Source organism: Streptomyces sp. M41(2017), assembly GCF_002078175.1.
Classification (GTDB): Bacteria; Actinomycetota; Actinomycetes; order Streptomycetales; family Streptomycetaceae; genus Streptomyces.
On the sequence record NZ_MWFK01000001.1, the window covers coordinates 745,381 to 770,747 of the forward strand.

A 25,367-nucleotide genomic window follows, 5' to 3' on the forward strand; every position below is an offset into this window, starting at 1 on the left:
GCTCACTGGCCGCGGTACAGCTCACGCTTGTCGATGTAGCGCACCACACCGTCCGGCACCAGGTACCAGACGGGATCGCCCTTGGCGACTCTCGCACGGCAGTCTGTGGACGAGATGGCGAGCGCGGGAACCTCGACGAGCGAGACACCGCCCTCCGGGAGCCCCGGGTCGGTCAGGGTGTGGCCGGGCCGGGTGACCCCGATGAAGTGCGCGAGGGAGAACAGCTCTTCGGTGTAGCGCCAGGTGAGGATCTGGCCGAGCGCGTCGGCGCCGGTGATGAAGAAGAGGTCCGCGTCGGGATTGAGCGAGCGCAGGTCGCGCAGGGTGTCCGTGGTGTACGTCGGCCCGCCGCGGTCGATGTCGATGCGGCTCACCGAGAACTGCGGGTTCTCGGCGGTCGCGATGACCGTCATCAGATAGCGGTCCTCGGCCGGGGTCACCTTGCGGTCGGTCTTCTGCCACGGCTGGCCGGTCGGCACGAACACGACCTGGTCGAGGTGGAACTGGGCGGCGACCTCGCTGGCCGCCACCAGGTGACCGTGGTGGATCGGGTCGAACGTGCCGCCCATGACGCCGAGGCGGCGCTTGCCCGGATTCGAGGGCCCGCCCTTGGGACCGGCCGTCAGCCGCTTCGCCGCGCTGCCGGCCGTGCCGCTCGCGCCGCCCGTGGCGGCGCCGTCGGCGCCGCTGCCCGTGTCACTCGCCGGACCGGTAGGCATGTCCTGCTCTCCCATGCGTGCAGACCCTACCGGCCCGGCCGACGGGCTCCGGCCGACAGGGGCCCCCGAACGGGGCCGGTGGGGCTCAGCGGTCGCGGTTGAAGCGCGTGGTGATCCACAGCAGCAGGAGCAGGATGACCAGGGCGCCGCCGCCGGTCAGGTACGGGCTGAGGCTTTCGTGGTTGCCGCCGTTCTCGCCCTCGGCGGCGACGGTGACCAACTGGGCGGCGGTGCTGTGGAAGCTCATCTCGGCAGACCTATCCGATGAGGGTCCCCCCGCTCGAGCGAAGTCGAGTGTGGGGAGGGCGGGATAAAGACGTCGGCTCATCGTATGCGGGCGCCCCGGCCGCGAACACGCCGACTCCGCCGTTGGGGACGCCGGTTGCCGCGACCGCCGCGCCGGGGCCGGTGGCCGCCCCGTGCCGGATCAGTCCTCGCGCTTGTACCCGCGCAGCAGGAACCAGGCGGCGAACACCACGCCGATGACCATGACGACGAGCACGACGCGGAGCAGATTGCCCGGGCCCTGCTTGTCCGCCGCGTGCGCGGCTTCCGTGAGCCAGCCGGCTGCGGGAATGTGCTCCATGACGTACGACTCCTTCGCTGTACTGCCCGTCCACGGTATCTCCGCCTAGGCTGGGCCCTGCCTCGGGGGCACATAAGGCATTCAGGCACACAGCAGACGCACATGGGGGAAGACATGTCCGACGGCGACCGGCAGCGGAACGGGCACGAGAAGGTGCCGAGCAGGCAGCGCAGGCGCTTCGAGGGGATCTCCTCGCGGGCGTACGAACACCCGGCGGACCGCTCGGCCCTGGTGGCCCTGCGCCGGCTGAGCGGCTTCGACACGGTCTTCAAGGCGCTCAGCGGTCTGCTGCCCGAGCGGAGTCTGCGGCTGCTGTTCCTCTCGGACTCGGTGCGGGTCTCGGACGCCCAGTTCGCGCACCTCAACGACATGCTGCGGGACGCCTGTTACATCCTGGACCTGGAGAAGGTCCCGCCGATGTACGTGAACCAGGACCCGCAGCCGAACGCCATGTGCATCGGCCTGGACGACCCGATCATCGTGGTGACGACCGGACTCGTCGAGCTGCTGGACGAGGAGGAGATGCGGGCGGTCGTCGGCCACGAGGTCGGCCACGCGCTGTCCGGTCACGCCGTCTACCGGACGATCCTGCTGTTCCTCACCAGCCTCGCGGTCCGGGTCGCCTGGATCCCGCTGGGCAACCTCGCGATCATGACGATCGTGACCGCGCTGCGTGAGTGGTTCCGCAAGTCGGAGCTGTCCGCGGACCGCGCGGGCCTCCTGGTCGGCCAGGACCTGCGGGCCTCGATGCGCGGCCTGATGAAGATCGCGGGCGGCAACCACCTGCACGAGATGAACGTGGACGCCTTCCTCGCGCAGGCCGAGGAGTACGAGTCGGCGGGCGACCTGCGCGACTCCGTGCTCAAGATCCTGAACGTGCTGCCCCGCACCCACCCCTTCACCGCGGTCCGCGCGGCCGAGCTGAAGAAGTGGGCGGAGTCCCGCGACCACCAGCGGATCATGGACGGCCACTACCCGCGGCGCGACGAGGACAAGGACACCTCGGTGTCGGACTCGTTCCGGCAGTCGGCGGCCAGCTACGCCACCGACATGAAGAACTCCAAGGACCCGCTGATGAAGCTGGTCAGCGACATCGCGGGCGGCGCGGGCGATCTCGGCGGCCGGGTCCGGCGCGGCTTCGGCGGCTTCGGCAGCGGCAGCGGCAGCGGCACGGACAGCACGGCCGGCAAGGACAGCGGCAGCAGCGGCAAGGACGGCGGGGCGGGCGGCACCGGCGACACGGGCGACGAGGGCACCGACAGCCGCGGCTGACCGCCCGGCGCCGGGCGGCCGGTGGCCGTCTCGCCGGCTACAGCTTCGGCTGCGCGCTCCTGGCCAGGGTTCCGCACAGGGCCGTGGCGCTCCCGGTGGCGTACGGGTCGGTGCCGGCGGGGCCGCCCGCCCTGGCCGTCTGGCCCGCGAGCAGCGGGTGCAGCCGGCTCACGGAATCGTCGGAGCAGGTGAGCGGGCCCGCCTGGACGTACGACACCGCCAGCTCGGCCTGGTGCATGCGCAGGTCGTCGCGGTCGAAGCGGAAGTGCAGTTCGCGCCGGACGGTGAACAGGGACGCCTTCGCCCGGGCGTCCCCGCCGGCCGGCCTGAGCGCGTAGACGAAGGTGTGGTCGGCGATGACCTCCAGGGTGGTCGCGTCGAACTCCGCGGCCTGGAGGGTGCCCTGGACCCTGATCCGCTGGTCGGCGAGCCGGGCCCGGGTCGCGTCGAAGCGGACCAGCCAGCCGGTCGGCGCGTGCCGGCCGTCGGCGAGCGGGTGCTCGAAGCTCTCGTCGAACTGGTCGAGCTGGCGCGGGTCGAGCAGGATCCGGACGGGCCGGGTGGCTCCGCCGGTCAGGACGCTCGGGTCGAGGGCGGACTCGACCAGGTAGTCCTTGGCGGTGGTCAGGGCGCTGACGACCTGGCTGTCGGAGAAGTGCGCGGTACGCCGGGACGCGGGCAGGGTGATGCCGTCGGCGCCGATGCGGAACTGCGCGGCGGGGCTGTCGGCGTACAGCTGCTCGGGATCGGTGGAGCCCGGCACCGGGGTCTGCGGGGCGAGCGGGATCACGGTCATCCGCAGCGGTTCGGCCGACTGGGTGGTGGGGGTCTGGTACGGATGGCGCACGCCCATGTAGATCGCGGTGCCGAAGGCGATGGCGATCAGCAGGACGAGGACCAGCGCCTGCCGGGACAGTCCGCGCCGCAGGGGTGGCCGGCGGCGTACGGCCAGGCTGTGGTCGGCCATGCGTTCCTGGGCGGAGAACTCCTGGAGGCGGGCAGCACGGACGAACGACTCGTCGAAGACGACGGATCGGTAGTCGTCCTCTCCACCGGCGGGGGCGCCCTCGGGTGTCCCCTCAGGTGGGTCTCCAGGCCCGCCCATACCTTCAGAGTAGGTCTCCGGGAGCTTCGGTAAACGCTGCGGTGTGCGACAAGTTCTGACAGGTTCTCACCAGGACGGCCACGCTGTTCGAGGGATCGTCATGGCTCCGCCGGGCCCCTCGGCGTCAGGGGGTCCGCGGCACCGCGGAGACGGCCGGTGGGGAGTAGTCGGCCGAGGCGGAGGGGCCGGTGCCGGTGACCTTCTCCCGGCCCTGTTCGAGGCCGGTGGAGGCGGGCGGGGGTATCTGTTCGTCGTGGGCGCCGGAAGCGCCCCGGTAGACCGCGGTGAAGGCCAGGGCGACCATGCCGACGCCCATGACGAGGGCGAGGATCCAGGCGACCGGACGGTGCCAGCGCGCGTGCTTGCCGTAGATCCGGCCGTACGTCCCGGGAGCGCCGTAGCGGCCTTCGAGGAGGTCGTTGTCGTCGAGGTCGTCCAGGTCGGGATCGTGGCCGAAATCGCCGTGGTCGTCCGGTCCGAAGCCGTCCTCGTAGTCGTCCGAGCGGACGCCGCGGGCGTGCGCCCGGCGCGCCTCGGCCTCGGACGCCTCCGCGCGGGCCTGCGCGGCGGAGAGCAGTCTCTCCACGGCGGTCGGCTCGTGGATCACCGCCGCCCGGACGAAGTCCTCGTCGAAGACCACGGAGGCGAACTCTTCGTCCGCGCCCCCGCGGTCACGGTTGTCGTCGGGCTCCCAGCCGTCAGGGAACGGCGTGCCCCCCACGTCCTCCGGCACGGATCCAGAGTAGACCTGGGGGGTCAATTTGGGCAGACGGTACGGAAATTCATCCACCTGACGAGACGCGCCGGGCGTCGTCGGCCGGTCCCGCACCACCCGCCGCACACCCCGTGCGCCCCCGTGGACCCGCGGGTTCGCCCCATGGGCCCCGGGCGCCCCGGGGATCCCGTGGGCACGGCGACGCCGGCGGATCAGCGGCCGATCAGCGGCGGATGTGACCGTCGCCGGTGACGATGTACTTCGTGCTCGTCAGCTCCGGCAGTCCCATGGGACCGCGTGCGTGCAGCTTCTGCGTGGAGATGCCGATCTCGGCGCCGAAGCCGAACTGGCCGCCGTCGGTGAACCGGGTGGAGGCGTTCACCGCGACCGTCGTGGAGTCGACCAGCTGCGTGAACCGGCGGGCGGCCTGCTGCGAGGTCGTGACGATGGCCTCGGTGTGGCCGGAGCTCCACAGCCGGATGTGGGTGACGGCCCGGTCGAGGGAGTCGACGACGGCCGCGGCGATGTCGTACGACAGGTACTCGGTGTCCCAGTCCTCGGCGGTGGCCTCGACGACGGTGGCCTTGGAGTCCTTCGCGTAGGCGAGGACGCGCTCGTCCGCGTGCACGGTCACACCGGCGTCCGCGAGGGCGTCGAGGGCGCGCGGCAGGAACTCCGCGGCGATGTCCTGGTGGACCAGGAGGGTCTCGGCGGAGTTGCAGACGCTCGGCCGCTGGGCCTTGGAGTTGATCAGGATGTCGACGGCCATGTCGAGGTCGGCCTGGGCGTCGACGTACACGTGGCAGTTGCCGGTTCCGGTCTCGATGACCGGGACGGTGGACTCCTGGACGACCGTGCGGATGAGGGACGCGCCGCCGCGCGGGATGAGGACGTCGACCAGGCCGCGGGCGCGCATCAGCTCGCGGACCGACTCGCGGCCCTCGCCGGGCACGAGCTGGATGGCGTCGGCGGGCAGTCCGGCGCCGCCCACCGCGTCGCGCAGGACCCGCACGAGGGCGGTGTTCGACTCGTAGGCGGAGGAGGAGCCGCGCAGCAGGACCGCGTTGCCGGACTTCAGGCAGAGGGCGGCCGCGTCGACCGTCACGTTCGGGCGGGCCTCGTAGATGATGCCGACCACGCCGAGCGGGACGCGGACCTGGCGCAGGTCGATGCCGTTCGGGAGCGTCGAGCCGCGGACGACCTCGCCGACCGGGTCGGGCAGCGCCACGACGTCCCGGACGTCCGAGGCGATGGCGCGCACCCGCTCGGGGGTCAGCGTGAGCCGGTCGACGACGGTCTCGCTGGTGCCGGCCTCGCGGGCCTTCGCGATGTCCTTGGCGTTGGCGGCGACGATCTCGCTCGTACGGACCTCGAGCGCGTCCGCGATCGCGAGCAGCGCGTCGTCCTTCTCGGACCGCGGCAGGGGCGCCAGGTCGGCGGCGGCGGACTTCGCGCGGTAGGCGGCCTGGGTGACCGGGGACATCGAGTCGTACGGCGAGAGCGTGGTCATGAGGGAAGCGTAGTGCGCCGGGCACGACGGTTCAGCGGTTGTCCCACACCCCGAGACGGGCTCAAAAGGGGTGAACTCCGACGGGGGTCGCGGGCAGCGGTCCGTACCCCTCGGCGATGCGCTGGTGGTAGGTCTCCCGGCCGATGACCTCCAGGCCGACGATCTCCCAGGGCGGGAGTTTGGCGGTCTGCCGGTGCTCGCCCCACAGGCGCAGCGCGACCGCCGCCGCGTCGTGCAGGTCGCGGGCCTCCTCCCAGTAGCGGATCTCCGCGTGGTCGTTGGCGTACCGGCTGGTCAGGAGGAAGGGGTGGTCGTGCGCGAGCTGTTCGAGACCGCGCCTGACCTCGGTCAGCGGTGCCTCGCCGCCCGAGACGCTCAGCGTGACGTGCCACAGCCGTGGCTGTTCGGCGGGCTGCTCGCCCTCGTAGGTGTCGCCGGCCGCGACGCTCGTGAGGGCTCTCTCCTCGCCTGCCGCACGGGAGGCGGGACCACCGCGGGACGCCGCCGCCCCAGGGCGCACTCGTCTCACGACGGCCTCCTTAACCCGATGGTCGTACCGAATCCCGGACTCTCCCTGTCACAAAGTTGAGCAGGTGAGAAGCCGTCGTGTGGCGGTTTTACGGAACGTCCCCCGGTGGGGGCGGCGGAATCAGCCGTTTACGGGTGTAGCGGACAGTCGATCCGGGGTGCGGCCGGGGACGCCGGGGCGGGTGACTCAGGGGTTGAGCAGGGCGAGGTCGTCGCGGTGGACGACCTCGCGCTCGTAGGCGGGCCCCAGTTCCCGTGCCAGCTCCCGGGTGGAGCGGCCGATCAGCTGGGGGATCTCCTTGGCGTCGAAGTTGACCAGCCCGCGCGCGACGGCCCGGCCGGTGCTGTCGCGCAGTTCGACGGGGTCCCCGGCGGTGAACTCGCCCTCGACGGAGGCGATGCCCGCGGGCAGCAGCGACTTGCGCCCCAGGACGACCGCGCGGACGGCGCCGTCGTCGAGGGTGAGCGCGCCCTGCGGGGTGGAGGCGTGCTGGAGCCAGAGGAGCCGGTCGGCGGAGCGCTTGCCGGTGGCGTGGAAGTAGGTGCCGGTGTCCCGGCCCGCGAGGGCGTCCGCCGCGTGGACGGCGCTGGTCAGCACCACCGGGATGCCGGCGGCCGCGGCGATCCCGGCGGCCTCGACCTTGGTGGCCATGCCGCCCGTGCCGACGCCGGCCTTGCCCGCGCTGCCGGTCTCGACGCCCGCGAGATCGGCGGGGCCGCGGACCTCGGCGATCCGGGAGGTGCCGGGCCGGCTGGGGTCCCCGTCGTAGACGCCGTCCACGTCGGAGAGGAGGACGAGCAGGTCGGCGTGGACGAGATGGGCGACGAGCGCGGCGAGGCGGTCGTTGTCGCCGAAGCGGATCTCGTCCGTGGCGACGGTGTCGTTCTCGTTGACGACCGGCAGGGCGCCCATCGCGAGCAGCTTGTCGAGGGTGCGCGAGGCGTTGCGGTGGTGGGAGCGGCGGCTGGTGTCGTCGGAGGTGAGGAGCACCTGCCCGACGCGGATGCCGTAGCGGGCGCAGGAGGCGGTGTAGCGGGCCACCAGCAGCCCCTGGCCGACGCTGGCGGCGGCCTGCTGGCGGGCGAGGTCCTTGGGGCGGCGGCGCAGCCCGAGCGGCGCGAGTCCGGCGGCGATGGCTCCGGAGGAGACGAGGACGATCTCGCGCGCGCCGCCGCCGTGCGTCTTGGCGAGGACGTCCACGAGGGCGTCGACCCGGTCGGCGTCGAGGCCGCCGGAGGCGGTGGTGAGCGACGAGGAGCCCACCTTGACGACGATCCTGTGGGCCTCGGCCACGCCCGCCCGCACCGTATTCCTTGCCGCTGACACGCCATCCCCAATGTTCCGACCAGCCCGGTGTCTGCAATCTACGCGAGCGGGCCCGTGCGACGGTTCCGCGTTCCGACGGGCGGACGCCCACGGTCCCCGGGCGGCGACGGAGCGTGGCCGCCGGAGCCCGCCCGATCCGTTCGGCGCGGGGTGCGGGGGCCGTACGGGGGCGGGGGCTCCGGGGCCTGCCGTACGGAAGTCCGGGGTGGCCGTCGGCCAGGGTTCCGCGGGCGGGGTTCCGGAGGACTCGCCGAGCGGCGTCGGGCCAGTCGGCACACGGCCTGCTGAGGGCTCGCTCACAGAGTCTCCGGGCATTATGTGCCCTATGCAGTGATTGTTCCCACGGAAGATTGCTAGCCGGGTCTTCAGGTCATACGGTCAGTCGTCGGCCCTCTGTTGGTGACAGCTCGGCCGCACGATCCCCCATCCGCTGCATCCCCCTCGCAGGAGCCCAGCCCGTGCCCTCCGCAGGCCTCGCCCCCCGTCGCATCGTGCAGCTTTCCGCGCTGCTCGCGATGTTCGCCTTCCTCACGGCCCAGATCGTCTCCGCGCTGCTGCCGAACGTCCCGGTGTTCGTCGCCGCGAGTGCGGCGGGTCTCCTTCTGGACGTGTATCTGCAGTACCGCGACCCCGGTCTGCTCTCGCTGCTCGGCAAGGTCCGCTTCGACATCACCGTCCGCCAACTGCTGCGCGACATGCTGATCATGGTGGGGCTGCTGCGGATCGACGGCATCAACCCGACGCACGAGCAGGCGCCCCTGCTGATCGCGATATGCGTCCTCTACGCCCTGCACTTCGCCTGCCACGCCGTCTCGGTCCTGGTGCGCCGCACCCGTACGCTCCCGGTCGTCACCCGCAACATCGACGCGTCCGCACTGCGCCTGAGCGCCGCGCCGCCGCGCATCCTGGCCCGCCGCCAGGGTCACCGGCTGCTGGCCCTCTCCGTCCCGGCGACGGCCGGTCTGCTCGTCACCGCCGCCACCACGAACGCCCTGTGGGGCGGCATCGGCGAGGGCGTCGCCATCGCGCTGGCCCTCGGCGGCATCGTCCACCTCGGCACCTGGCTGCTTCCCGCGAAGCGCGCCAAGAACGAGGCGAAGGTCATGGAGTGGGTCGACGCGTGGCTGGAGCAGTACCAGCCCACCGTCGCCATGTACTTCTCGGGCGGCACCACGTCCGCGTACCAGGCCAACATGTGGCTCTCGACGCTCTCGCAGATCGACGCCCGGCCGCTGATCGTGCTGCGTGAGCGCTTCATGGTGCAGAAGATCGACGCGACCGACGTCCCGATCATCTGCTTCCCCAAGGTCTCCACGATGTTCTCGCTGGAGAACTCGACGCTGAAGATGATGCTGCACCCGGCGAACGCGGCGAAGACCTCCCAGGTCCTGCGCATCCCCACGATCAAGCACGCGTTCATCAACCACGGCGAGAGCGACAAGCTGTCCTCCTGCAACCCGTACGCCAAGGCGTACGACGAGGTGTGGGTCGCCGGTCCCGCCGCCCGTGAGCGGTACGCGCTCGCCGAGGTCGGCGTCGAGGACAAGAACATCGTCGAGGTGGGCCGGCCGCAGCTGACCCCGATACGCCTCTTCTCGGGCCCGCCCACGGGTACGTACACGACCGTCCTCTACGCCCCCACCTGGGAGGGCTGGGACGGCAACCCCGGCAACACCTCGGTGGTGCTGGCCGGCGAGAACATCGTGCGCCACCTGCTCGCCGACGAGGGCGTGCGCCTGCTGTACAAGCCGCACCCGATGACCGGTTCCGTCGACCCGCGCGCCGGTGCGGCGAACGACCGCATCATGGCGATGATCCGCGAGGCCAACACCCGGCGTTCGGGCGCCCGTCCCGGCCCGGAGGCAGCCGCCGAACTGGCCCGCCGCACGGCCGAGTTGGACACCCTGACCTCGACCGCCTTCCGTACGAGCGCGGACGAGATGGAGCGCATGCTGCTGCAGGGCGCGCCGCGCGGCGACCGCGAGGCGGAGATCGGCCGGGCCACGGCGGCGTGGGAGGCGGCCTTCTGGGCGTCCTTCCCGGAGTGGGAGCACCAGATCGTCACGGGCCCGCGTCCGGCGATCTTCAGCTGCTTCAACGAGGCCGACCTGCTGATCAGCGACGTCTCCTCGGTCGTCTCGGACTGGCTGTCCAGCGAGAAGCCGTACGCGGTCGCCAACACCTCGGGCCTGACGGAGGCGGCGTTCCGCGCCGGGTTCCCGACGGTGTCCGCGGGCGCGATCCTCTCGCCCTCCGCCGACGGCGTCCCGGCCCTCCTGGACGCGGTCCGTCACCCGGAGCGGGACGAGTTCACGGCCGCCCGCGCCGAGCTCAAGGAGCACCTCCTGGGCCCCTCGGACCCGCCGTCGCTGGCCCGCTTCGACGCGGCGATCGCGGAGCTGTGCACGAAGGCGGACGAGCGCCGGGTGCGGATGACCGCGCGGCTCGCCGCGGAGATCCCGTCGCAGCGCGGGGCGGCCGAGGACTCCGCGCACGAGTCCGAGCAGGGCCTCGGCCCCGACACGGACGCCTCGGACAGCGAGGACAACGGCGCCGAGGACTCCGTCAACGCGTGACACGGCACGGCTGAACACGGCTGATCCAGAAGGAGGGCCGGCGACTCGACACGAGCCGCCGGCCCTCTTTCCGTTCGCCCCCGGACCGGTGGCCGGACGGGGCCGCCTCACGAACCGCCGGTCCCCCCCCGGCCGCGACAGCAGCGCGGGCCCGGCCTCCGGGGAGGTCGGGCCCGCGCTGTTGTTCTCGCTGTTCCTGGGGGACGGCTCGTCGCCATCCGGCTAGAACGGCTCGAAGTCGTCGTACTCCTTCTGCGCCTCGTCCCGCTCGGCCTGCTGGTCGCGGCGGCGCTGGGCGGCGGGGCGCGGGGCCTCGAAGCGGTGGTCCTCACCGCGGCGGCCCAGCATCTCGGCACCGGCCATGACGGTGGGCTCCCAGTCGAAGACGACCGCGTTGTCCTCGGGGCCGATGGCGACGCCGTCGCCGGAGCGGGCGCCCGCCTTCATCAGCTTCTCCTCGACACCGAGGCGGGCGAGCCGGTCGGCGAGGTAGCCGACGGCCTCGTCGTTGCTGAAGTCGGTCTGGCGCACCCAGCGTTCGGGCTTCTCGCCGCGCACGCGGTAGAGACCGTCCTCCTCCTGCGTGACCGTGAAGCCGGCGTCGTCGACCGCCTTCGGACGGATGACGATGCGGGTCGCCTCCTCCTTGGGCTGGGCGGCACGCGCCTGGGCGACCACTTCGGCGAGGGCGAACGACAGCTCCCGCAGGCCCATGTGGGCGACCGCGGAGACCTCGAAGACGCGGTAGCCGCGAGCCTCCAGGTCCGGGCGCACCATCTCGGCCAGGTCCTTGCCGTCCGGCACGTCGATCTTGTTGAGGACGACCATGCGGGGCCGCTTGTCGAGGCCGCCGTACTGCGTCAGCTCCTCCTCGATGATGTCGAGGTCGGAGATCGGGTCGCGCTCGGACTCCAGGGTGGCCGTGTCCAGGACGTGGACGAGGACGCTGCACCGCTCGACGTGGCGCAGGAACTCGAGGCCGAGGCCCTTGCCCTGGCTGGCGCCGGGGATGAGGCCGGGGACGTCCGCGATGGTGTAGACGGTCTCGCCCGCGGTCACGACGCCCAGGTTCGGGACGAGGGTCGTGAAGGGGTAGTCCGCGATCTTCGGCTTGGCGGCGGACAGGACGGAGATGAGCGAGGACTTGCCGGCGCTCGGGTAGCCGACGAGGGCCACGTCGGCGACGGTCTTGAGCTCCAGGACGATGTCCAGGAACCCGCCGGGCACACCGAGCAGGGCGAAGCCGGGCGCCTTGCGGCGGGCCGAGGAGAGGGCCGCGTTGCCGAGACCGCCGCGGCCGCCTTCGGCCGCGACGAAGGAGGTGCCGTGTCCGACGAGGTCCGCGAGGACGTTGCCCTCCTTGTCGAGGACGACCGTGCCGTCCGGCACGGGCAGGATCAGGTCCTGGCCGTCCTTGCCGGAGCGGTTGCCGCCCTCGCCGGGCCTGCCGCTGGTGGCCTTGCGGTGGGGCGAGTGGTGGTAGTCGAGCAGCGTGGTGACGGACTGGTCGACGACCAGGATCACGTCACCGCCACGGCCGCCGTTGCCGCCGTCCGGGCCGCCGAGCGGCTTGAACTTCTCCCGGTGTACGGAGGCACAGCCGTGACCTCCGCTACCCGCGGCGACATGCAGCTCGACGCGGTCCACGAAGGTGGTCATGTGGGGTGCCTCCAGCACTTCGGTACTTCTTGTACGTACGGAATGTCTCTTACGTAACACGCGAAAGGCGGACCCGCTTCCCGTGGGGGAAGTGAGGTCCGCCTCGCGAAGAACTCTGTTCTGCGGAGCCTGGGCCCCGAGGCACGGGTCCGTCCGCGGGGGACGGATCAGCCTCGACGGGACTGGATCAGGCGACCGGAACGATGTTCACGACCTTGCGGCCACGGTGCGTGCCGAACTCGACCGCACCGGCGGCCAGCGCGAACAGCGTGTCGTCCTTGCCACGGCCGACGCTGACGCCGGGGTGGAAGTGGGTGCCACGCTGGCGGACCAGGATCTCACCGGCGTTGACGGTCTGACCGCCGAAGCGCTTCACACCGAGCCGCTGAGCGTTGGAGTCGCGACCGTTCCGAGTGGACGATGCGCCCTTCTTGTGTGCCATGTCTCAGTCCCTACCCTTACTTCGCAGCCGCGGGGATCTCAGTGACCTTGATCGCCGTGTACTGCTGGCGGTGGCCCTGACGACGGCGGTAGCCGGTCTTGTTCTTGTAGCGAAGGATGTCGATCTTGACGCCCTTGTGGTGATCCACGATCTCGGCCTGGACCTTGATACCGGCCAGGACCCAGGGGTCGCTCGTCACGGCTTCGCCGTCGACAACGAGCAGGGTCGAGAGCTCGACCGTGTCGCCAACCTTGGCAGTGGAAATCTTGTCAACCTCAACGATGTCGCCGACAGCAACCTTGTGCTGGCGACCACCGCTGCGCACGATGGCGTACACGCGGATCTCTCTCTCGCTCGGGAACGGCACCCCCGCAGTCCAGTCACCCGGGAAGGAACACGGGCAACCTCTCCCGGCCACCGGAGTGCCCGGGAGGAAGAAAGGTTTACGGGGATGTGGCGTGTCAATGGACACGCCGACGGTCCAGGTTACGAGACCGTCCCCACCGGGGTCAAACCGGGCCCGGGCCGGCAGGAGACCACCGCGACGCGGTCGGTGCAGCCCCGGACGCGGCGCGGCCCGGCCGGTCGGCCGGGCCCGCAAACCAGTGTGGTCCCGCCCCGGGGGGGGCGGGACCACACGCGGGTCAGAGGCTGGGTCAGCCCTCGTCGGCCGAGGCCGTGACGGCGGGAGCGGTCTGCTCCGCGGCCACGGTCTTCTTCGCCGTGGACTTGGCGGCCGTCTTCTTGGTGGTCGCCTTCTTGGCCGTGGTGGTCTTCTTCGCGGCCGTCTTCTTGGCCGCCACGGTCTTCTTGGCGGCGGCCTTCTTGGCGGGCGCCTTCTTGGCCGCCGTCTTGCGGGCGGTCTTCTTGGCGGCCGGCGCTTCGGCGTCGGCCTCGGCGGCCTCCGCCCCGGCGGGCTCGGCGACCGGCTCGGCGGCGGCCGACGGGACGACCGTGACGGCCGCCTCCTCGGACGCGGTCGGCGCGGTGGCCTTGCGCACGGCACGGCGGCGCGGGCGGGCCGGAGCGGCGCTCTCCGCCACCGGCTCGGGCGTCGGCTCGGCCGCGGGGGCCTCGGCGACGGGCGCCGGAGCGGGCTCCGTGACCGTCACCACGGTCTCCTCGGCCTCCTTGGGCGAACCGGCGGGCGCCGACACCTTCCGGGTCGCACGACGGCGCGTACGGCCCTTGGGAGCGGCGTCCTCCTCGGCGACGGCGGCCACGGGGGCCGGGGCCTCCTCGACGGGCGCCTCGACGACCGGCTGCTCCGCGACCTGCTGCACGGCGACCGGCGCCTCGACGACCGGGTCCTCGACCGCGGCCGGCTCGGCCTCGGCGGCCTCACGGGACCGGGCGGCCGCCCGCTCGGCCCGCTCCTCACGGCGGCTGCGGGGAGCGCGCTCCTCGGACTTCGGCGCACCGGCCGGAGCCGACGCGCGCCGGGTGGCGCGACGCCGCGAACGGCCACGGCCTGCTGCGGCCTCCGCCTCGGCGGCGCTGCCGTACAGCTCCTCGTCCGGCTGGAAGTCCGGCTCGACCGCGACGGGCGCGGCGACCTCGGCGGCCACCTCGGCCTCGGTCTCGACCGTCTCCGGCTCCTCGGCCGTCTCGTGCGTGTCGTGGTCGTGGTCGTGCTCGTGCACCTGCTCGGCGCCACCGCGGCCGCGCTTCTTGCGCTTGCCGCCGCCACCGACGGACGTCGGCTGCTCCATGTGCACGATGACGCCGCGGCCGTTGCAGTGGACGCAGGTCTCGGAGAACGACTCCAGCAGGCCCTGGCCGACCCGCTTTCGGGTCATCTGGACCAGGCCCAGCGAGGTCACCTCGGCGACCTGGTGCTTGGTGCGGTCACGGCCCAGGCATTCCAGCAGGCGGCGCAGGACCAGGTCGCGGTTGGACTCCAGGACCATGTCGATGAAGTCGATGACGACGATGCCGCCCAGGTCGCGCAGCCGCAGCTGGCGCACGATCTCCTCGGCCGCCTCCAGGTTGTTCCTGGTCACGGTCTCTTCGAGGTTGCCGCCCTGGCCGGTGAACTTGCCGGTGTTGACGTCGACGACGATCATCGCCTCGGTCTTGTCGATCACCAGCGAACCGCCGCTGGGCAGCCAGACCTTGCGGTCCAGCGCCTTCATCAGCTGCTCGTCGATCCGGTACGTCGCGAAGACGTCGACCTCGGAGGTCCACTTCGACAGCCGCTCGGTCAGGTCGGGCGCCACGTGCGCGACGTAGCCGTGGATGGTGTCCCACGCCTCGTCACCGCTGACGATGACCTTGGAGAAGTCCTCGTTGAAGATGTCGCGGACGACGCGGACGGTCATGTCCGGCTCGCCGTAGAGCAGCGTCGGGGCGTTGCCGCTCTTCGCCTTCTTCTGGATGTCCTCCCACTGCGCCTGCAGACGCTCCACGTCGCGGCGCAGCTCGTCCTCGCTCGCGCCCTCGGCGGCGGTGCGCACGATGACGCCCGCGTCCTCGGGGACGATCTTCTTGAGGATGGTCTTCAGACGCGCGCGCTCGGTGTCGGGCAGCTTGCGGCTGATGCCGGTCATGGAGCCCTCGGGCACGTACACGAGGTAGCGGCCCGGGAGGGAGACCTGGCTGGTCAGACGGGCGCCCTTGTGGCCGATCGGGTCCTTGGTGACCTGTACGAGGACCGACTGGCCGGACTTGAGGGCGGACTCGATGCGACGCGGCCCGTGGGCCATGCCGAGCGCCTCGAAGTTGACCTCACCGGCGTAGAGCACGGCGTTGCGGCCCTTGCCGATGTCGATGAAGGCGGCCTCCATCGACGGCAGCACGTTCTGGACCTTGCCCAGGTAGACGTTGCCGACGTACGAGGTCGACTGCTCCTTGTTGACGTAGTGCTCGACGAGCACGTCGTCCTCGAGGACGCCGATCTGGGTGCGCTCGCCGCTCTGGCGGACGACCATGACCCGCTCGACGGCCTCACGGCGGGCCAGGAACTCGGCCTCGGTGATGATCGGGACGCGACGGCGACCCTGCTCGCGGCCCTCGCGGCGACGCTGCTTCTTCGCCTCCAGCCGGGTCGAGCCCTTGATGGACTGGACCTCGTCCGTGGCGTCGCCGTGCCGCTCGTCCTTCTTGCTCCGCGGCTCGCGGACCTTGACGACCGTGCGCTCGGGGTCGTTGTCGCCCGTCTCGCTGTCGCCTCCGGAGTCACCGGCACGACGGCGGCGGCGGCGCCGGCGACGGCTGCTGCTGGAGCCGCCCGACTCGCCGCGCTCGTCGTCGTCGGACTCCTCGGCGTCCTCCTCGACCTGCTCGGCGGTGTCCTCGGTGTCCTGTGCGGCCTGCTCGGCGGCCTCGTCCTCGTCGCCGGAGTAGGCGGCGTCGCCGGACTCGTGGTCCGCGTCGGCGGAGTCACCGCGGCGGCGGCGACGGCCACCACGGCGGCGGCGACGACGGGAGCCGGCGGACTCCTCCTCGCCGTCGTCACCCTCGGCGGTGTCCTCGGCGTCCTCGGCGGACTCCTCCACCTCCTGGACGTCCTGCACGCCCTGCACGTCCTGCGGCTCCTCGGCGGCCACGGTCACCGGCTCGTCCTCGACGGCCCGGCGACGGCGGCGGCTGCGACGACCGCCGGTGGGCTCCTCGACGGCCTCGGCCGGCGCGGGGGCCTCGACGGGCTCGGGTGCCTCGGTACTCGCTCCGGCCGCCTCGGCGGCGGCCGCGGCGGCGGCGCGCTCCGGCGTCTGGAACATCGGCTCGGTGAACACCGGCGCCTGGAAGACGGCGACGGCGGGACGGCCGGGGCGCCGCGAGGAGTCGTCGGTCTCCTTCGGAGCGGGCGCCGAGAAACCACCGGCGGCCTTACGCGTGGCGCGGCGGCGGCCACGACGCGGGCCTCCGTCCTCGGCGGGTGCGGCGTCGGCGGCCTCGGGACGCTCGGACTCCGCGGGCTTGCTCTCGCTGGTCACGGGCGCCTCCACACGCTCGTCGGCGGCCTCGCCCTCGGGCGCGGCGGCCGGGGCGGAGACGCGCCGGGTGGCACGGCGACGGGTGGCGCGGCGGGGAGCTGCTTCCTCCTCCACCTCCGCCTCCACCGTCTCGGCGGGTGCCTCGGCCTGCACCGGGGCGGCGGCGGGCGCGGCGGGGGCCGCCATGGTCTCGGCGGCGTCGGCGGCGGCGGGCGCGGCGACCCGGCGGGTGGCGCGGCGGCGCGTGCGGCCGGCGGGAGCGGGTTCCTCGGCAGGGGCCGGGGTCTCCTCGGCCGCCTGGGCGGCGGGCTCGGCGACGGCCGCCGGGGCGGCCACCACGGTCTCGGCGATCTCGGTGGCCTCGTCGGCCACCGGCACACCGGCGGGGGCCGAGACACGGCGGGTGGCACGGCGGCGCGAACGGCGCGGTGCGGCGTCCTCGGTGTCGGCCGCGGGAGCCTCGGCCGCAGCGGCCCGGGCCGCCTCGTCCTTCTCCTCGGCCTCCGGGTCCACGAGGTCCGTGGCCGCGGTGGTGTGTTCGTCCGCGACGGATTCGGCGGACGCGACGGCCGGTATGGCCGGCGCGGTGGTCTCGGCCGCGGCCTCGGAGGCGGCGGTCGGAGGACCGGCGGGGCGCGACGCGGCACGACGGCGGCGCCGCGGCGGCAGGGTGTCGCTGGGGCTGTTGTTGTTGTCGTCGGCGCCCGTGGAGGGCTCGGCGGCTTCGGTCGGCTCGAGCATGCGGGTGGATCTCCTGTCAGGCTCCCGGGCGCCGCGCCTGGTCCGGCAGTGCCGGTGACGTCCGCGGCTCGCGCGATGCGCGGTGCCGCCGTCCGGGGCGCGGGCGCCGCACGGGAGCTCTCTGTGTCCTGTCTCGCCGGTTCCGTACGCCATGTGTGCGTACGGCCTGGCGAAAGTCTTCTGGTGGGGTGCGCTGCCCGACCCAGGTGGCTCCCGGATACGAGGGCGGCGCTACGACGTGCGTCCTTACGCGGGACTTCCCTACGCCGACGCCTTCGCGGCGGCAGTTTCGGCGGCCCCTGTGCGATCGGCTGGGGCGGCTGCGACTGCCTCGCGGTCGGGCGCGAGCGGGTCGGTCACCGTGCCGGTCTCTTCATCGAACAGCCCCTGCGCCAGCCTGGTCACCGCTGCGGCGACCGGCGGCGCCAGGTCGGCCACGGCGCGAAGACCGGACAGGACGTCGTCGGGTCGAACGGCAGGCGTCACGTGCCGAACAACCAGCCGCAGTATCGCACAGGCCTGGTCGCTCGGCCTATCAGCCTGGGGACCGTGCGTCCCCGGGACCGTCTCAAGACCCGCCACGGCGCTCCGGGCATCGAACGTCCGTACGCCATTCTTGGTCTTGCGGCTGACCTCGACGGTCTCGGCGGCCATGAACGCCGCCACCGCGCGCTCCGCCCCGGCCGGTTCCACGCCGTCGAGCCGCAGCTCCCAGACGGAAGCCGTGAGCCGGTCGGCGAGCCCCGAGGTGCGGGCCTCCACCGCCTCGATGATGTCGAGGCCCGAGGGCATCGACTCGTCGAGGAGCTCGCGCAGCCTCCCCGGGTCGCGCGCCTCGGTGAGCGCGATCTCCAGGTACTCCGCCTCGCTGCCCGTGCCGGTGGGTGCGGCATTGGCGTACGACACCTTGGGATGGGGCGTGAACCCGGCCGAGTACGCCATCGGGACGGCGGCACGGCGCAGGGCACGCTCGAAGGCGCGCTGGAAGTCACGGTGGCTGGTGAACCGAAGGCGGCCGCGCTTGGTGTAGCGCAGTCGGACGCGCTGCACCGCGGGAGCGGGAGGCGGGCCTTCGGGCTGTCGCTTGCCCAGTGTCGTTCAGTCCTTCGTGAGTGCGGTCGTACTGCTACCTAGAGTACGTGTACCGCCGACGACTGGTTCCCTCGGACCGAGCGGGTCCGGCTCCCGGGCGGCGCCGGCCCGTGGCTCCGGCGGTGGCGCGGGCCGTGATTCCGGCGCCCCGGCCAGCTGTGGCTCCCCCGGTGGGCCGAAGAGCAGCCGACGGAAGTCGGCGCGGGCCTGGCGCGCCCCGTCGCGCGCGGCGGCCAGGGCCTGCCGTGCCGCCCTCCCCGCGCTGCGTGCCGCCTCGGCGGCGGGTTTGAGCACCAGGTCGCGGACGGTGTGCCCGACCGGCGTCAGCACGGTCCGGTAGGCCCAGCGGGCCGGATCCACGAGGATCCACGTCAGGAGCCGACCGAGGAACCGTCCGACGGCGAGCGAGAGGTGTCCGGCGACCCGCCACGCGTGCCCGAGGGCCTCGCCGACCTCCCGTCCGACGACGGCGAGCGCCCGGCCGACCGGGACGAGCACCCAGCGCCACAGCGCGAGCGCGGGCAGCACCAGCAGGACGCGCGCCGTCCAGTAGAGAACGGCGCCGATGCCGAGCAGCGTCATCCGTACGACCCACACGAGCCCGGTGAGCAGCAGGACGACAGCCCTCGCCACGGGCGTGAGCACCCACCTGTGGAGCCAGGCGGCCGGCACGACCACCAGGTACCGCGCCAGCCAGGCGGCCACGGCCCACAGAGCGCCGCCGACGGCACCGAGGACGAGCCCGATGCCTCTGAGCAGCGCGGCGACGGCATGTCCCACGGGCGTGAGCACCCGCGCGTACATCCAGCCCAGCACCGACCCGACGCCACCGGCGCACCAGACGAGCGCGTGGCCGAGCGGGGTCAGGACCGCGCGGTACAGCCACACCGCCGGCACCACGAGCAGCACCCGCCCCAGCCAGGCCAGGGCCGTGCCGAGCGGCACGACGAGGTAGCGCCACAGGGCCACCCACGGCCAGACGAGCAGGGCCCGCGCCACCCAGCCGACGACCCGCCCCAGCGGGCGCAGCACGGTGTCCCGGAGGAGCCTCCCGCCCACGACGCACGCGTCCCACAGCATGCGCACCGGCACGACGAGCACGAGCACGACGATCCGCACGGGTACGCGGATCGCCACGGCGAGACAGCCCTCGGCTCCCGCCCCGGGCGGCCCGACCGGCCCGACCGGCCCGGCGGACGGTTTTTCCAGATCCATACCTGCCTAGACGCAGCGACCACCCCGATGGATGCGACGCACGGGCGACCGCGTCCCCGTGGTGCGGGCGGGCGTCGGCCGTACGCGGCCGATGAGTTCCCGGCCCTCGCGCAGTCTGCCTCTGCACAAGGGAACGTCGCGTACGAGTTCTGTGAGGGGACCATGAGCGCACTACCACCCGTCGTCGACAGCGCGACCTGGGAGAACCGGCTGGAGGCCCTGCGGGCGCGGGAGAAGGCCGCGACGCGGGAGCTCGACGCCGTCGCCGCCGAGCGCCGCCGGCTGCCGATGGTCGAGATGCCGGAGTACACGCTGGAGGGCGCCGAAGGCCCCGTCCGGCTCGCGGACGTCTTCGAGGGCAAGCGGCAGCTGATCGTCTACAACCACATGTGGTTCGCCGGGCAGGAGTGGCAGTGCCCCGGCTGCACGGGGTTCACCTCGCAGTACACCCGCCTGGAGTTCCTCGACCAGTACGACGCCCGTTTCGTGGTCGTCACCCAGGGCCCCGTCGACGAGGCGCTCGCCTACAAGGAGCGGGTCGGCAACCGGATGCCGTGGTATTCGACGGCCGGCAGCCCGTTCGGGACGGATGTCGGCGCCCCGCCCGGCGGCGGCTTCGCCGTCAACGTGTTCCTGCGCGACGGCGACACCGTCTACCGCACCTGGCACACCGAAGGCCGCGGCACCGAGCAGCTGAGCCACACCTTCGCGCTCATCGACCTCCTGCCGTACGGCCGCCAGGAGGAGTGGCAGGACTCCCCCGAGGGCTGGCCCCAGTCCCCCACCTACAGCCGCTGGGCCGCGTCGAAGGACATCGCGGCGGCGTACGGCCCGGGGACGGGCCACGCCTGAGGACGGCCGCACGGCGAGGCGCCCCCTTCCGTCGGGAAGGGGGCGCCTCGTTCGGTTCCGCGTCGCACCTGCCCTCAGTGCGCGTGCCCGCCGGCCGCCGGCGCCGCGTTCTTGACGGTCAGCGGCAGCAGCTTCTTGCCGGTCGGGCCGATCTGGATGCTCGTGTCCATCTGCGGGCACACGCCGCAGTCGAAGCAGGGGGTCCAGCGGCAGTCGTCGACCTCGGTCTCGTCGAGGGAGTCCTGCCAGTCCTCCCAGAGCCAGTCCTTGTCGAGACCGGAGTCCAGGTGGTCCCAGGGCAGGACCTCCTCGTAGGAGCGCTCGCGGGTCGTGTACCAGTCGAGGTCCACGCCGAAGTCGGGAAGCGTCTTGTCGGCGCAGCGCATCCAGCGCTCGTACGAGAAGTGCTCGCGCCAGCCGTCGAAGCGGCCGCCGTCCTCGTAGACGGCGCGGATGACGGAGCCGATGCGGCGGTCGCCGCGGGACAGCAGGCCCTCGACGATTCCGGGCTTGCCGTCGTGGTAGCGGAAGCCGATCGAGCGGCCGTACTTCTTGTCGCCGCGGATCTTGTCGCGGAGCTTCGTGAGGCGGGCGTCCGTGTCCTCGGCGGAGAGCTGCGGCGCCCACTGGAAGGGGGTGTGGGGCTTGGGGACGAAGCCGCCGATCGACACGGTGCAGCGGATGTCGTTCTGGCCGGAGACCTTGCGGCCCTCGGCGATCACGTTCATCGCCATGTCGGCGATCTGCAGGACGTCCTCGTCCGTCTCGGTCGGCAGGCCGCACATGAAGTACAGCTTCACCTGGCGCCAGCCGTTGCCGTACGCGGTGGAGACGGTCCGGATGAGGTCCTCCTCCGAGACCATCTTGTTGATGACCTTGCGCATGCGCTCGGAGCCGCCCTCAGGAGCGAAGGTCAGGCCCGAGCGACGGCCGTTGCGGGTCAGCTCGTTCGCCAGGTCGACGTTGAAGGCGTCCACGCGGGTGGAGGGCAGGGAGAGACCGATCTTGTCCTCCTCGTACCGGTCCGCGAGGCCCTTGGCGATGTCGCCGATCTCCGAGTGGTCGGCGGAGGACAGGGAGAGCAGGCCGACCTCCTCGAAGCCGGTCGCCTTCAGGCCCTTCTCCACCATCTCGCCGATACCGGTGATGGACCGCTCGCGCACCGGGCGGGTGATCATGCCGGCCTGGCAGAAGCGGCAGCCGCGGGTGCAGCCGCGGAAGATCTCCACCGACATGCGCTCGTGGACGGTCTCCGCGAGGGGGACCAGGGGCTGCTTGGGGTAGGGCCACTCGTCGAGGTCCATCACCGTGTGCTTGGAGACGCGCCACGGGACGCCCGACTTGTTCGGGACCACGCGGGCGATCCGGCCGTCGGGGAGGTACTCGACGTCGTAGAAGGCCGGGATGTAGACGTTGCCCGTCCTCGCGAGGCGGAAGAGGACCTCCTCGCGGCCTCCCGGGCGGCCCTCGGCCTTCCAGGTGCGGATGATCTCCGTCATGTCGAGCACGGCCTGCTCGCCGTCGCCGATGACCGCCGCGTCGATGAAGTCGGCGATCGGCTCGGGGTTGAACGCGGCGTGCCCGCCGGCCAGCACGATCGGGTCGTCGAGGGTGCGGTCCTTCGACTCCAGCGGGATGCCGGCCAGGTCGAGGGCGGTCAGCATGTTCGTGTAGCCCAGCTCCGTGGAGAAGGACAGGCCGAACACGTCGAAGGCCTTCACCGGGCGGTGGCTGTCCACGGTGAACTGGGGGACCCGGTGCTCGCGCATCAGCTCCTCCAGGTCGGGCCAGACGCTGTAGGTGCGCTCGGCGAGGACGCCCTCGCGTTCGTTCAGCACCTCGTAGAGGATCATGACGCCCTGGTTGGGCAGGCCGACCTCGTACGCGTCGGGGTACATGAGCGCCCAGCGGACGTCGCACTCCTCCCACGGTTTCACCGTGGAGTTGAGTTCTCCGCCGACGTACTGAATGGGCTTCTGCACATGCGGGAGCAGGGCTTCGAGCTGTGGGAAGACCGACACAGCGGTTTCGGCAGACATCTCGCGAACCTTCGTGAGCCGACAGGGGTGACCATCCAGCGTAACGCGGACGGGAGGCCCCTCCGCCCACGGTCGTCCTCCCCCGGGCGGTGGCCGTCAGACGGACGCCTGCTCCAGCGTCGCCCGCCAGGCCTCCGGCAGCGCCGCCTCGACCGCCGCGGCACGCTGTTCCTCGCGGCCGTACAGCAGCCCGTAGGTGAACGAGCTCTCTCCCGCCGCGTGTGCCAGGGCCGCCAGTTCCCGCAGGGCCTCGCGGGTCATCACGCTGTCCTGGTGGTCGCCGAGGAGCCCCTGGAGCCCCTTCATGGCCTTGGTGAGGCCGGCGGCCGGAGCGCCCAGCGCGGGGAGGGCGGTCTCGGCGGCGTAGCGGGTGCGCTTGGCCTTCTTGCGGGCCTCGTGCAGGGCGAGGTCGCGGTCGGTGCCGGGCTCCCCGTCGAGCGCCTGGGCGACGAGGTCGGAGACCTTCACGAAGTCCTTGCGGACCGCTTTGCCGATGACCCTTTCGGGCTCTCCGGCGGCGGCCCGGAGCAGCGGCGGGTCGGTCACGAGGGCGTCGAGGGCGCTCAGGAGTGCCAGGTAGCGCCTGCCGTCGAGGACAGCGAGGAGGCGGCGCCGGGAGCCGCCGTGGCGGGCGTGCGCCCAGGTGCGCAGCCGGGCGCGGACGGGGCCGACGACCAGGGCGCGCGGCAGGTCGCCGAGGGCCTGGGTGAGCCGCTCGGTGAGGACCTCCCGGTCGCGGTCGACGCCGAGTTCGCCGGCGAGCCATTTCAGCTCGTCGCCGATCGGCCCGGTGACGGCGGGGTCGAGGATCTTCGCGTACGAGCCGAAGGTGCCGCGCAGGCGACGGGTGGCGACGCGCATGCTGTGCACGGAGTCGGGGACGTCGCGGCGGACGTCGGGGTCGAGTTCGACGATGGCGTCGCGCTGGGCGCGGAGGTGGGCGAGGACGTGGTCGCCCGCGGTGACGGGGTCCGTCCCGGAGGCGGGGTCCGTCCCGGAGGCGGGGTCCGTTACGAGGCCGGGTTTCGACGGGTGCCCGCCCTTCCCCGCCTGCTCGTGGCCTCGCCGGCCGGCCCGTTCACCGGTCTCCGCCAGCGCCTTGGCGAGTTTGGAGGGTGCGGCGGAGCGGTGCAGGCCGGCTTTGCGGAGTCTCTTCTCGACCTTGTCGAGGAAGGCGGGGTCGCCGCCGTCGGCGAGTTCCACCTCGATCTCGGTCCAGGTGGCGGTGCCCCCGCCTCCGTCGAGGCGCTCCGCGCGGACCCGGTCGAGGCTGACCTCGGCGAGCAGGGCGCCGGAGCCGTCGACGAGGTGGCGGACGTCGCGGGCGGACAACAGGCGGACGAGGGGGACGAGTTCGGTGTCGCGCACCCGGGAGCGGACCAGGCCGGACAGGGCGCGGGGCACCGTGTCGGAGAGGGGTGCGCGGATCTCGTCGCGTACGCCGTCGGAGACGGGGAGTTTGAGGTGCCAGCCGGCGTCGGCTCCCCCGGTGCGGCGGCGCAGGGTGAGGGAGGCGGCGGCGAGGCGCTGGTCGCGGGTGTCGTAGTAGGTGGCGTCGAGTTCGGTGACGCCCCGGTCCACGACGGCGGCGACTCCCGGGACGCCGCCGAGGTCCGGGAGGCCGTCGTCGCCGCTCTCGGTTGCGGGACCCTCGTACTTGCGCTCTATCTCGCGTTTCGTGTCCGCCATGAACCGAATCTAGACGCGATGCGGGGCCCTGGGCAGTACCCGATCAGCCTCTCCTGGCCGGCTTGCCGCCCCCGCTCGACGTCCTGGCGGGTGCGGCCGGGCGGCCCGGGTGCGGCCGGACCTCACGGTCCCGCGGTCGCCCCGGCCGCCCGGGGCGCCTATGCCGACATCGGCCGCTGCACTCTGATCGACTGCAGCAGCCCCACCGCGACCCAGACGGCGAACATGGAGGATCCGCCGTAGGACACGAAGGGCAGGGGCAGACCGGCGACCGGCATGATGCCGAGCGTCATGCCGATGTTCTCGAAGGCCTGGAAGGCGAACCAGGCGATGATGCCGGCGGCGACGATCGTGCCGTACAGCTCGGTCGTCTCGCGGGCGATGCGGCAGGCGCGCCACAGGACCACGCCGAGGAGGACCAGGATCAGGCCCGCGCCGACGAAGCCGAGTTCCTCGCCGGCGACGGTGAAGACGAAGTCGGTCTGCTGCTCGGGCACGAACTGGCCGGTCGTCTGCGAGCCCTGGCCGAGGCCGGTGCCGAAGAGGCCGCCGGAACCGATGGCGATGCGGGCCTGGTTGGTGTTGTAGCCGACGCCGGCCGGGTCGAGGTCGGGGTTGGCGAAGGCGGCGAAGCGGTTGATCTGGTACTCATCGAGGATCTTGAGCTGCCAGACGGCGATCGCACCGAGGGCACCCGCGCCGATCAGGCCGAACACCCAGCGGTTGGAGGCTCCGGAGGACAGCAGGACGCCGAGCACGATGATGACCGCGACCATGATCGTGCCGAGGTCGGGCATGAGCAGCACGATCATCATCGGTACGGCCGCCAGGCCCAGCGCCTGGAGCACCGTGCGGTGGTCGGGGTACTGCTTGTCGCCCGCGTCGACCCGCGTGGCCAGCAGCATCGCCATACCGAGGATGATCGTGATCTTGATGAACTCGGCGGGCTGGAGCGACAGGCCGCCGGCGACGAGCCAGTTGCGCTGGCCGTTGATCGTCGCGCCGAGCGGGGTCAGCACCAGCAGGATCATGAAGACCGAGAGGCCGTACAGGATCGGCACGGCCGTGCGCAGGGTGCGGTGGCCGAGCCAGATCGTGCCGATCATCAGGCCGATGCCGATGCCCGTGTTCATCAGATGGCGGATGAGGAAGAAGTACGGGTCGCCCTGGTTGATCTCGGTGCGGTTGCGGGTCGCCGAGTAGACGAGGGCCGCGCCGATCAGGGAGAGCGCGACGGCCGAGAACAGTATCGGCCAGTCGAGCCGGCGGGCGAGCGAGTCGCGGGCGAACAGGCGTGTCCAGCCCGCGCGCTCGGGTCCGTACCCGGAGACGGAGAAGTTGTTGGCTCCGGTCATGTCAGGA

General features: G+C 72.4%; 20 protein-coding genes. 3 read left to right on the forward strand and 17 right to left on the reverse strand.

Translation table 11 applies throughout. The features are described from left to right. Positions 1-2: 2 nt before the first annotated feature. From nadD to B0675_RS41290, 3 genes are all read right to left on the reverse strand, one after another. Positions 3-734, reverse strand: a complete 732-nt coding sequence (gene nadD / locus B0675_RS03395; protein ID WP_081217239.1) for a nicotinate-nucleotide adenylyltransferase — start codon at positions 732-734, stop codon at positions 3-5. Between the two features lie 70 nt (positions 735-804). After that, positions 805-966 carry a hypothetical protein gene (locus B0675_RS41285; protein WP_179165234.1) on the reverse strand — a complete coding sequence of 54 codons (162 nt, stop codon included), beginning with the start codon at positions 964-966 and terminating at the stop codon, positions 805-807. 180 nt (positions 967-1,146) lie between these two features. After that, positions 1,147-1,305 carry a hypothetical protein gene (locus B0675_RS41290; RefSeq protein ID WP_179165235.1) on the reverse strand — a complete coding sequence of 53 codons (159 nt, stop codon included), beginning with the start codon at positions 1,303-1,305 and terminating at the stop codon, positions 1,147-1,149. A 114-nt stretch (positions 1,306-1,419) separates the two neighbouring features. Between B0675_RS41290 and B0675_RS03400 the strand changes: the two genes are divergently transcribed. Further along, positions 1,420-2,577 carry a M48 family metallopeptidase gene (locus tag B0675_RS03400; RefSeq protein ID WP_081217240.1) on the forward strand — a complete coding sequence of 386 codons (1,158 nt, stop codon included), beginning with the start codon at positions 1,420-1,422 and terminating at the stop codon, positions 2,575-2,577. 37 nt (positions 2,578-2,614) lie between these two features. On the opposite strand, the gene B0675_RS03405 is transcribed toward B0675_RS03400, so the two are convergent. The 5 genes from B0675_RS03405 to proB all read right to left on the reverse strand — a co-directional run bounded on the left by B0675_RS03405 (position 2,615) and on the right by proB (position 7,729). After that, entirely contained in the window at positions 2,615-3,682 is a 1,068-nt protein-coding gene (locus B0675_RS03405; protein ID WP_081217241.1) for a hypothetical protein, read from the reverse strand. A 124-nt stretch (positions 3,683-3,806) separates the two neighbouring features. Next, the gene (locus B0675_RS03410; protein WP_081217242.1) at positions 3,807-4,442 is read right to left on the reverse strand and encodes a hypothetical protein; all 636 of its coding nucleotides are present in this window, start codon (positions 4,440-4,442) and stop codon (positions 3,807-3,809) included. Between the two features lie 178 nt (positions 4,443-4,620). Further along, entirely contained in the window at positions 4,621-5,907 is a 1,287-nt protein-coding gene (locus B0675_RS03415; RefSeq protein WP_081217243.1) for a glutamate-5-semialdehyde dehydrogenase, read from the reverse strand. A 61-nt stretch (positions 5,908-5,968) separates the two neighbouring features. Then, on the reverse strand, positions 5,969-6,427 hold the full coding sequence (locus B0675_RS03420; RefSeq protein ID WP_081217244.1) for a hypothetical protein: 459 nt from the start codon (positions 6,425-6,427) through the stop codon (positions 5,969-5,971). 195 nt (positions 6,428-6,622) lie between these two features. Further along, positions 6,623-7,729, reverse strand: a complete 1,107-nt coding sequence (gene proB / locus B0675_RS03425; protein ID WP_081221564.1) for a glutamate 5-kinase — start codon at positions 7,727-7,729, stop codon at positions 6,623-6,625. Positions 7,730-8,220: 491 nt separating this feature from the next. Here proB and B0675_RS03430 point away from each other — a divergent pair, with 491 nt between their 5' ends. Next, positions 8,221-10,338, forward strand: coding sequence for a hypothetical protein (locus tag B0675_RS03430; RefSeq protein WP_081217245.1), 2,118 nt, complete (start codon positions 8,221-8,223; stop codon positions 10,336-10,338). A 222-nt stretch (positions 10,339-10,560) separates the two neighbouring features. Here the strand turns inward: B0675_RS03430 and obgE are convergent, their stop codons facing one another. The 6 genes from obgE to B0675_RS03460 all read right to left on the reverse strand — a co-directional run bounded on the left by obgE (position 10,561) and on the right by B0675_RS03460 (position 19,425). Beyond that, positions 10,561-11,997 carry a GTPase ObgE gene (gene obgE / locus B0675_RS03435; RefSeq protein ID WP_081217246.1) on the reverse strand — a complete coding sequence of 479 codons (1,437 nt, stop codon included), beginning with the start codon at positions 11,995-11,997 and terminating at the stop codon, positions 10,561-10,563. A gap of 187 nt (positions 11,998-12,184) precedes the next feature. Then, positions 12,185-12,439: a 50S ribosomal protein L27 gene (gene rpmA / locus B0675_RS03440; protein WP_037618784.1), complete on the reverse strand. Its 255-nt coding sequence runs from the start codon at positions 12,437-12,439 to the stop codon at positions 12,185-12,187. 16 nt (positions 12,440-12,455) lie between these two features. Further along, the gene (rplU, locus tag B0675_RS03445; RefSeq protein WP_081221565.1) at positions 12,456-12,776 is read right to left on the reverse strand and encodes a 50S ribosomal protein L21; all 321 of its coding nucleotides are present in this window, start codon (positions 12,774-12,776) and stop codon (positions 12,456-12,458) included. A gap of 319 nt (positions 12,777-13,095) precedes the next feature. After that, a complete protein-coding gene (locus B0675_RS03450; protein ID WP_081217247.1) occupies positions 13,096-17,118 on the reverse strand; it encodes an Rne/Rng family ribonuclease in 4,023 nt (1,340 codons plus the stop codon). 261 nt (positions 17,119-17,379) lie between these two features. Beyond that, a complete protein-coding gene (locus tag B0675_RS03455) occupies positions 17,380-18,168 on the reverse strand; it encodes a TIGR03936 family radical SAM-associated protein (RefSeq protein ID WP_081217248.1) in 789 nt (262 codons plus the stop codon). A 48-nt stretch (positions 18,169-18,216) separates the two neighbouring features. Then, complete coding sequence (locus B0675_RS03460) at positions 18,217-19,425, reverse strand: hypothetical protein (protein WP_081217249.1); 1,209 nt, start codon at positions 19,423-19,425, stop codon at positions 18,217-18,219. A gap of 162 nt (positions 19,426-19,587) precedes the next feature. Here B0675_RS03460 and B0675_RS03465 point away from each other — a divergent pair, with 162 nt between their 5' ends. Then, positions 19,588-20,277: a DUF899 family protein gene (locus B0675_RS03465; RefSeq protein WP_081217250.1), complete on the forward strand. Its 690-nt coding sequence runs from the start codon at positions 19,588-19,590 to the stop codon at positions 20,275-20,277. Between the two features lie 74 nt (positions 20,278-20,351). Here B0675_RS03465 and B0675_RS03470 read toward each other — a convergent pair whose 3' ends face one another. The 3 genes from B0675_RS03470 to rodA form a co-directional block, all read right to left on the reverse strand. Beyond that, positions 20,352-22,316, reverse strand: a complete 1,965-nt coding sequence (locus B0675_RS03470) for a TIGR03960 family B12-binding radical SAM protein (RefSeq protein WP_081217251.1) — start codon at positions 22,314-22,316, stop codon at positions 20,352-20,354. Between the two features lie 96 nt (positions 22,317-22,412). Then, positions 22,413-24,005, reverse strand: a complete 1,593-nt coding sequence (locus B0675_RS03475; RefSeq protein ID WP_081217252.1) for a CYTH and CHAD domain-containing protein — start codon at positions 24,003-24,005, stop codon at positions 22,413-22,415. Between the two features lie 158 nt (positions 24,006-24,163). Then, complete coding sequence (gene rodA, locus B0675_RS03480) at positions 24,164-25,360, reverse strand: rod shape-determining protein RodA (RefSeq protein ID WP_081217253.1); 1,197 nt, start codon at positions 25,358-25,360, stop codon at positions 24,164-24,166. Positions 25,361-25,367 lie beyond the last annotated feature (7 nt).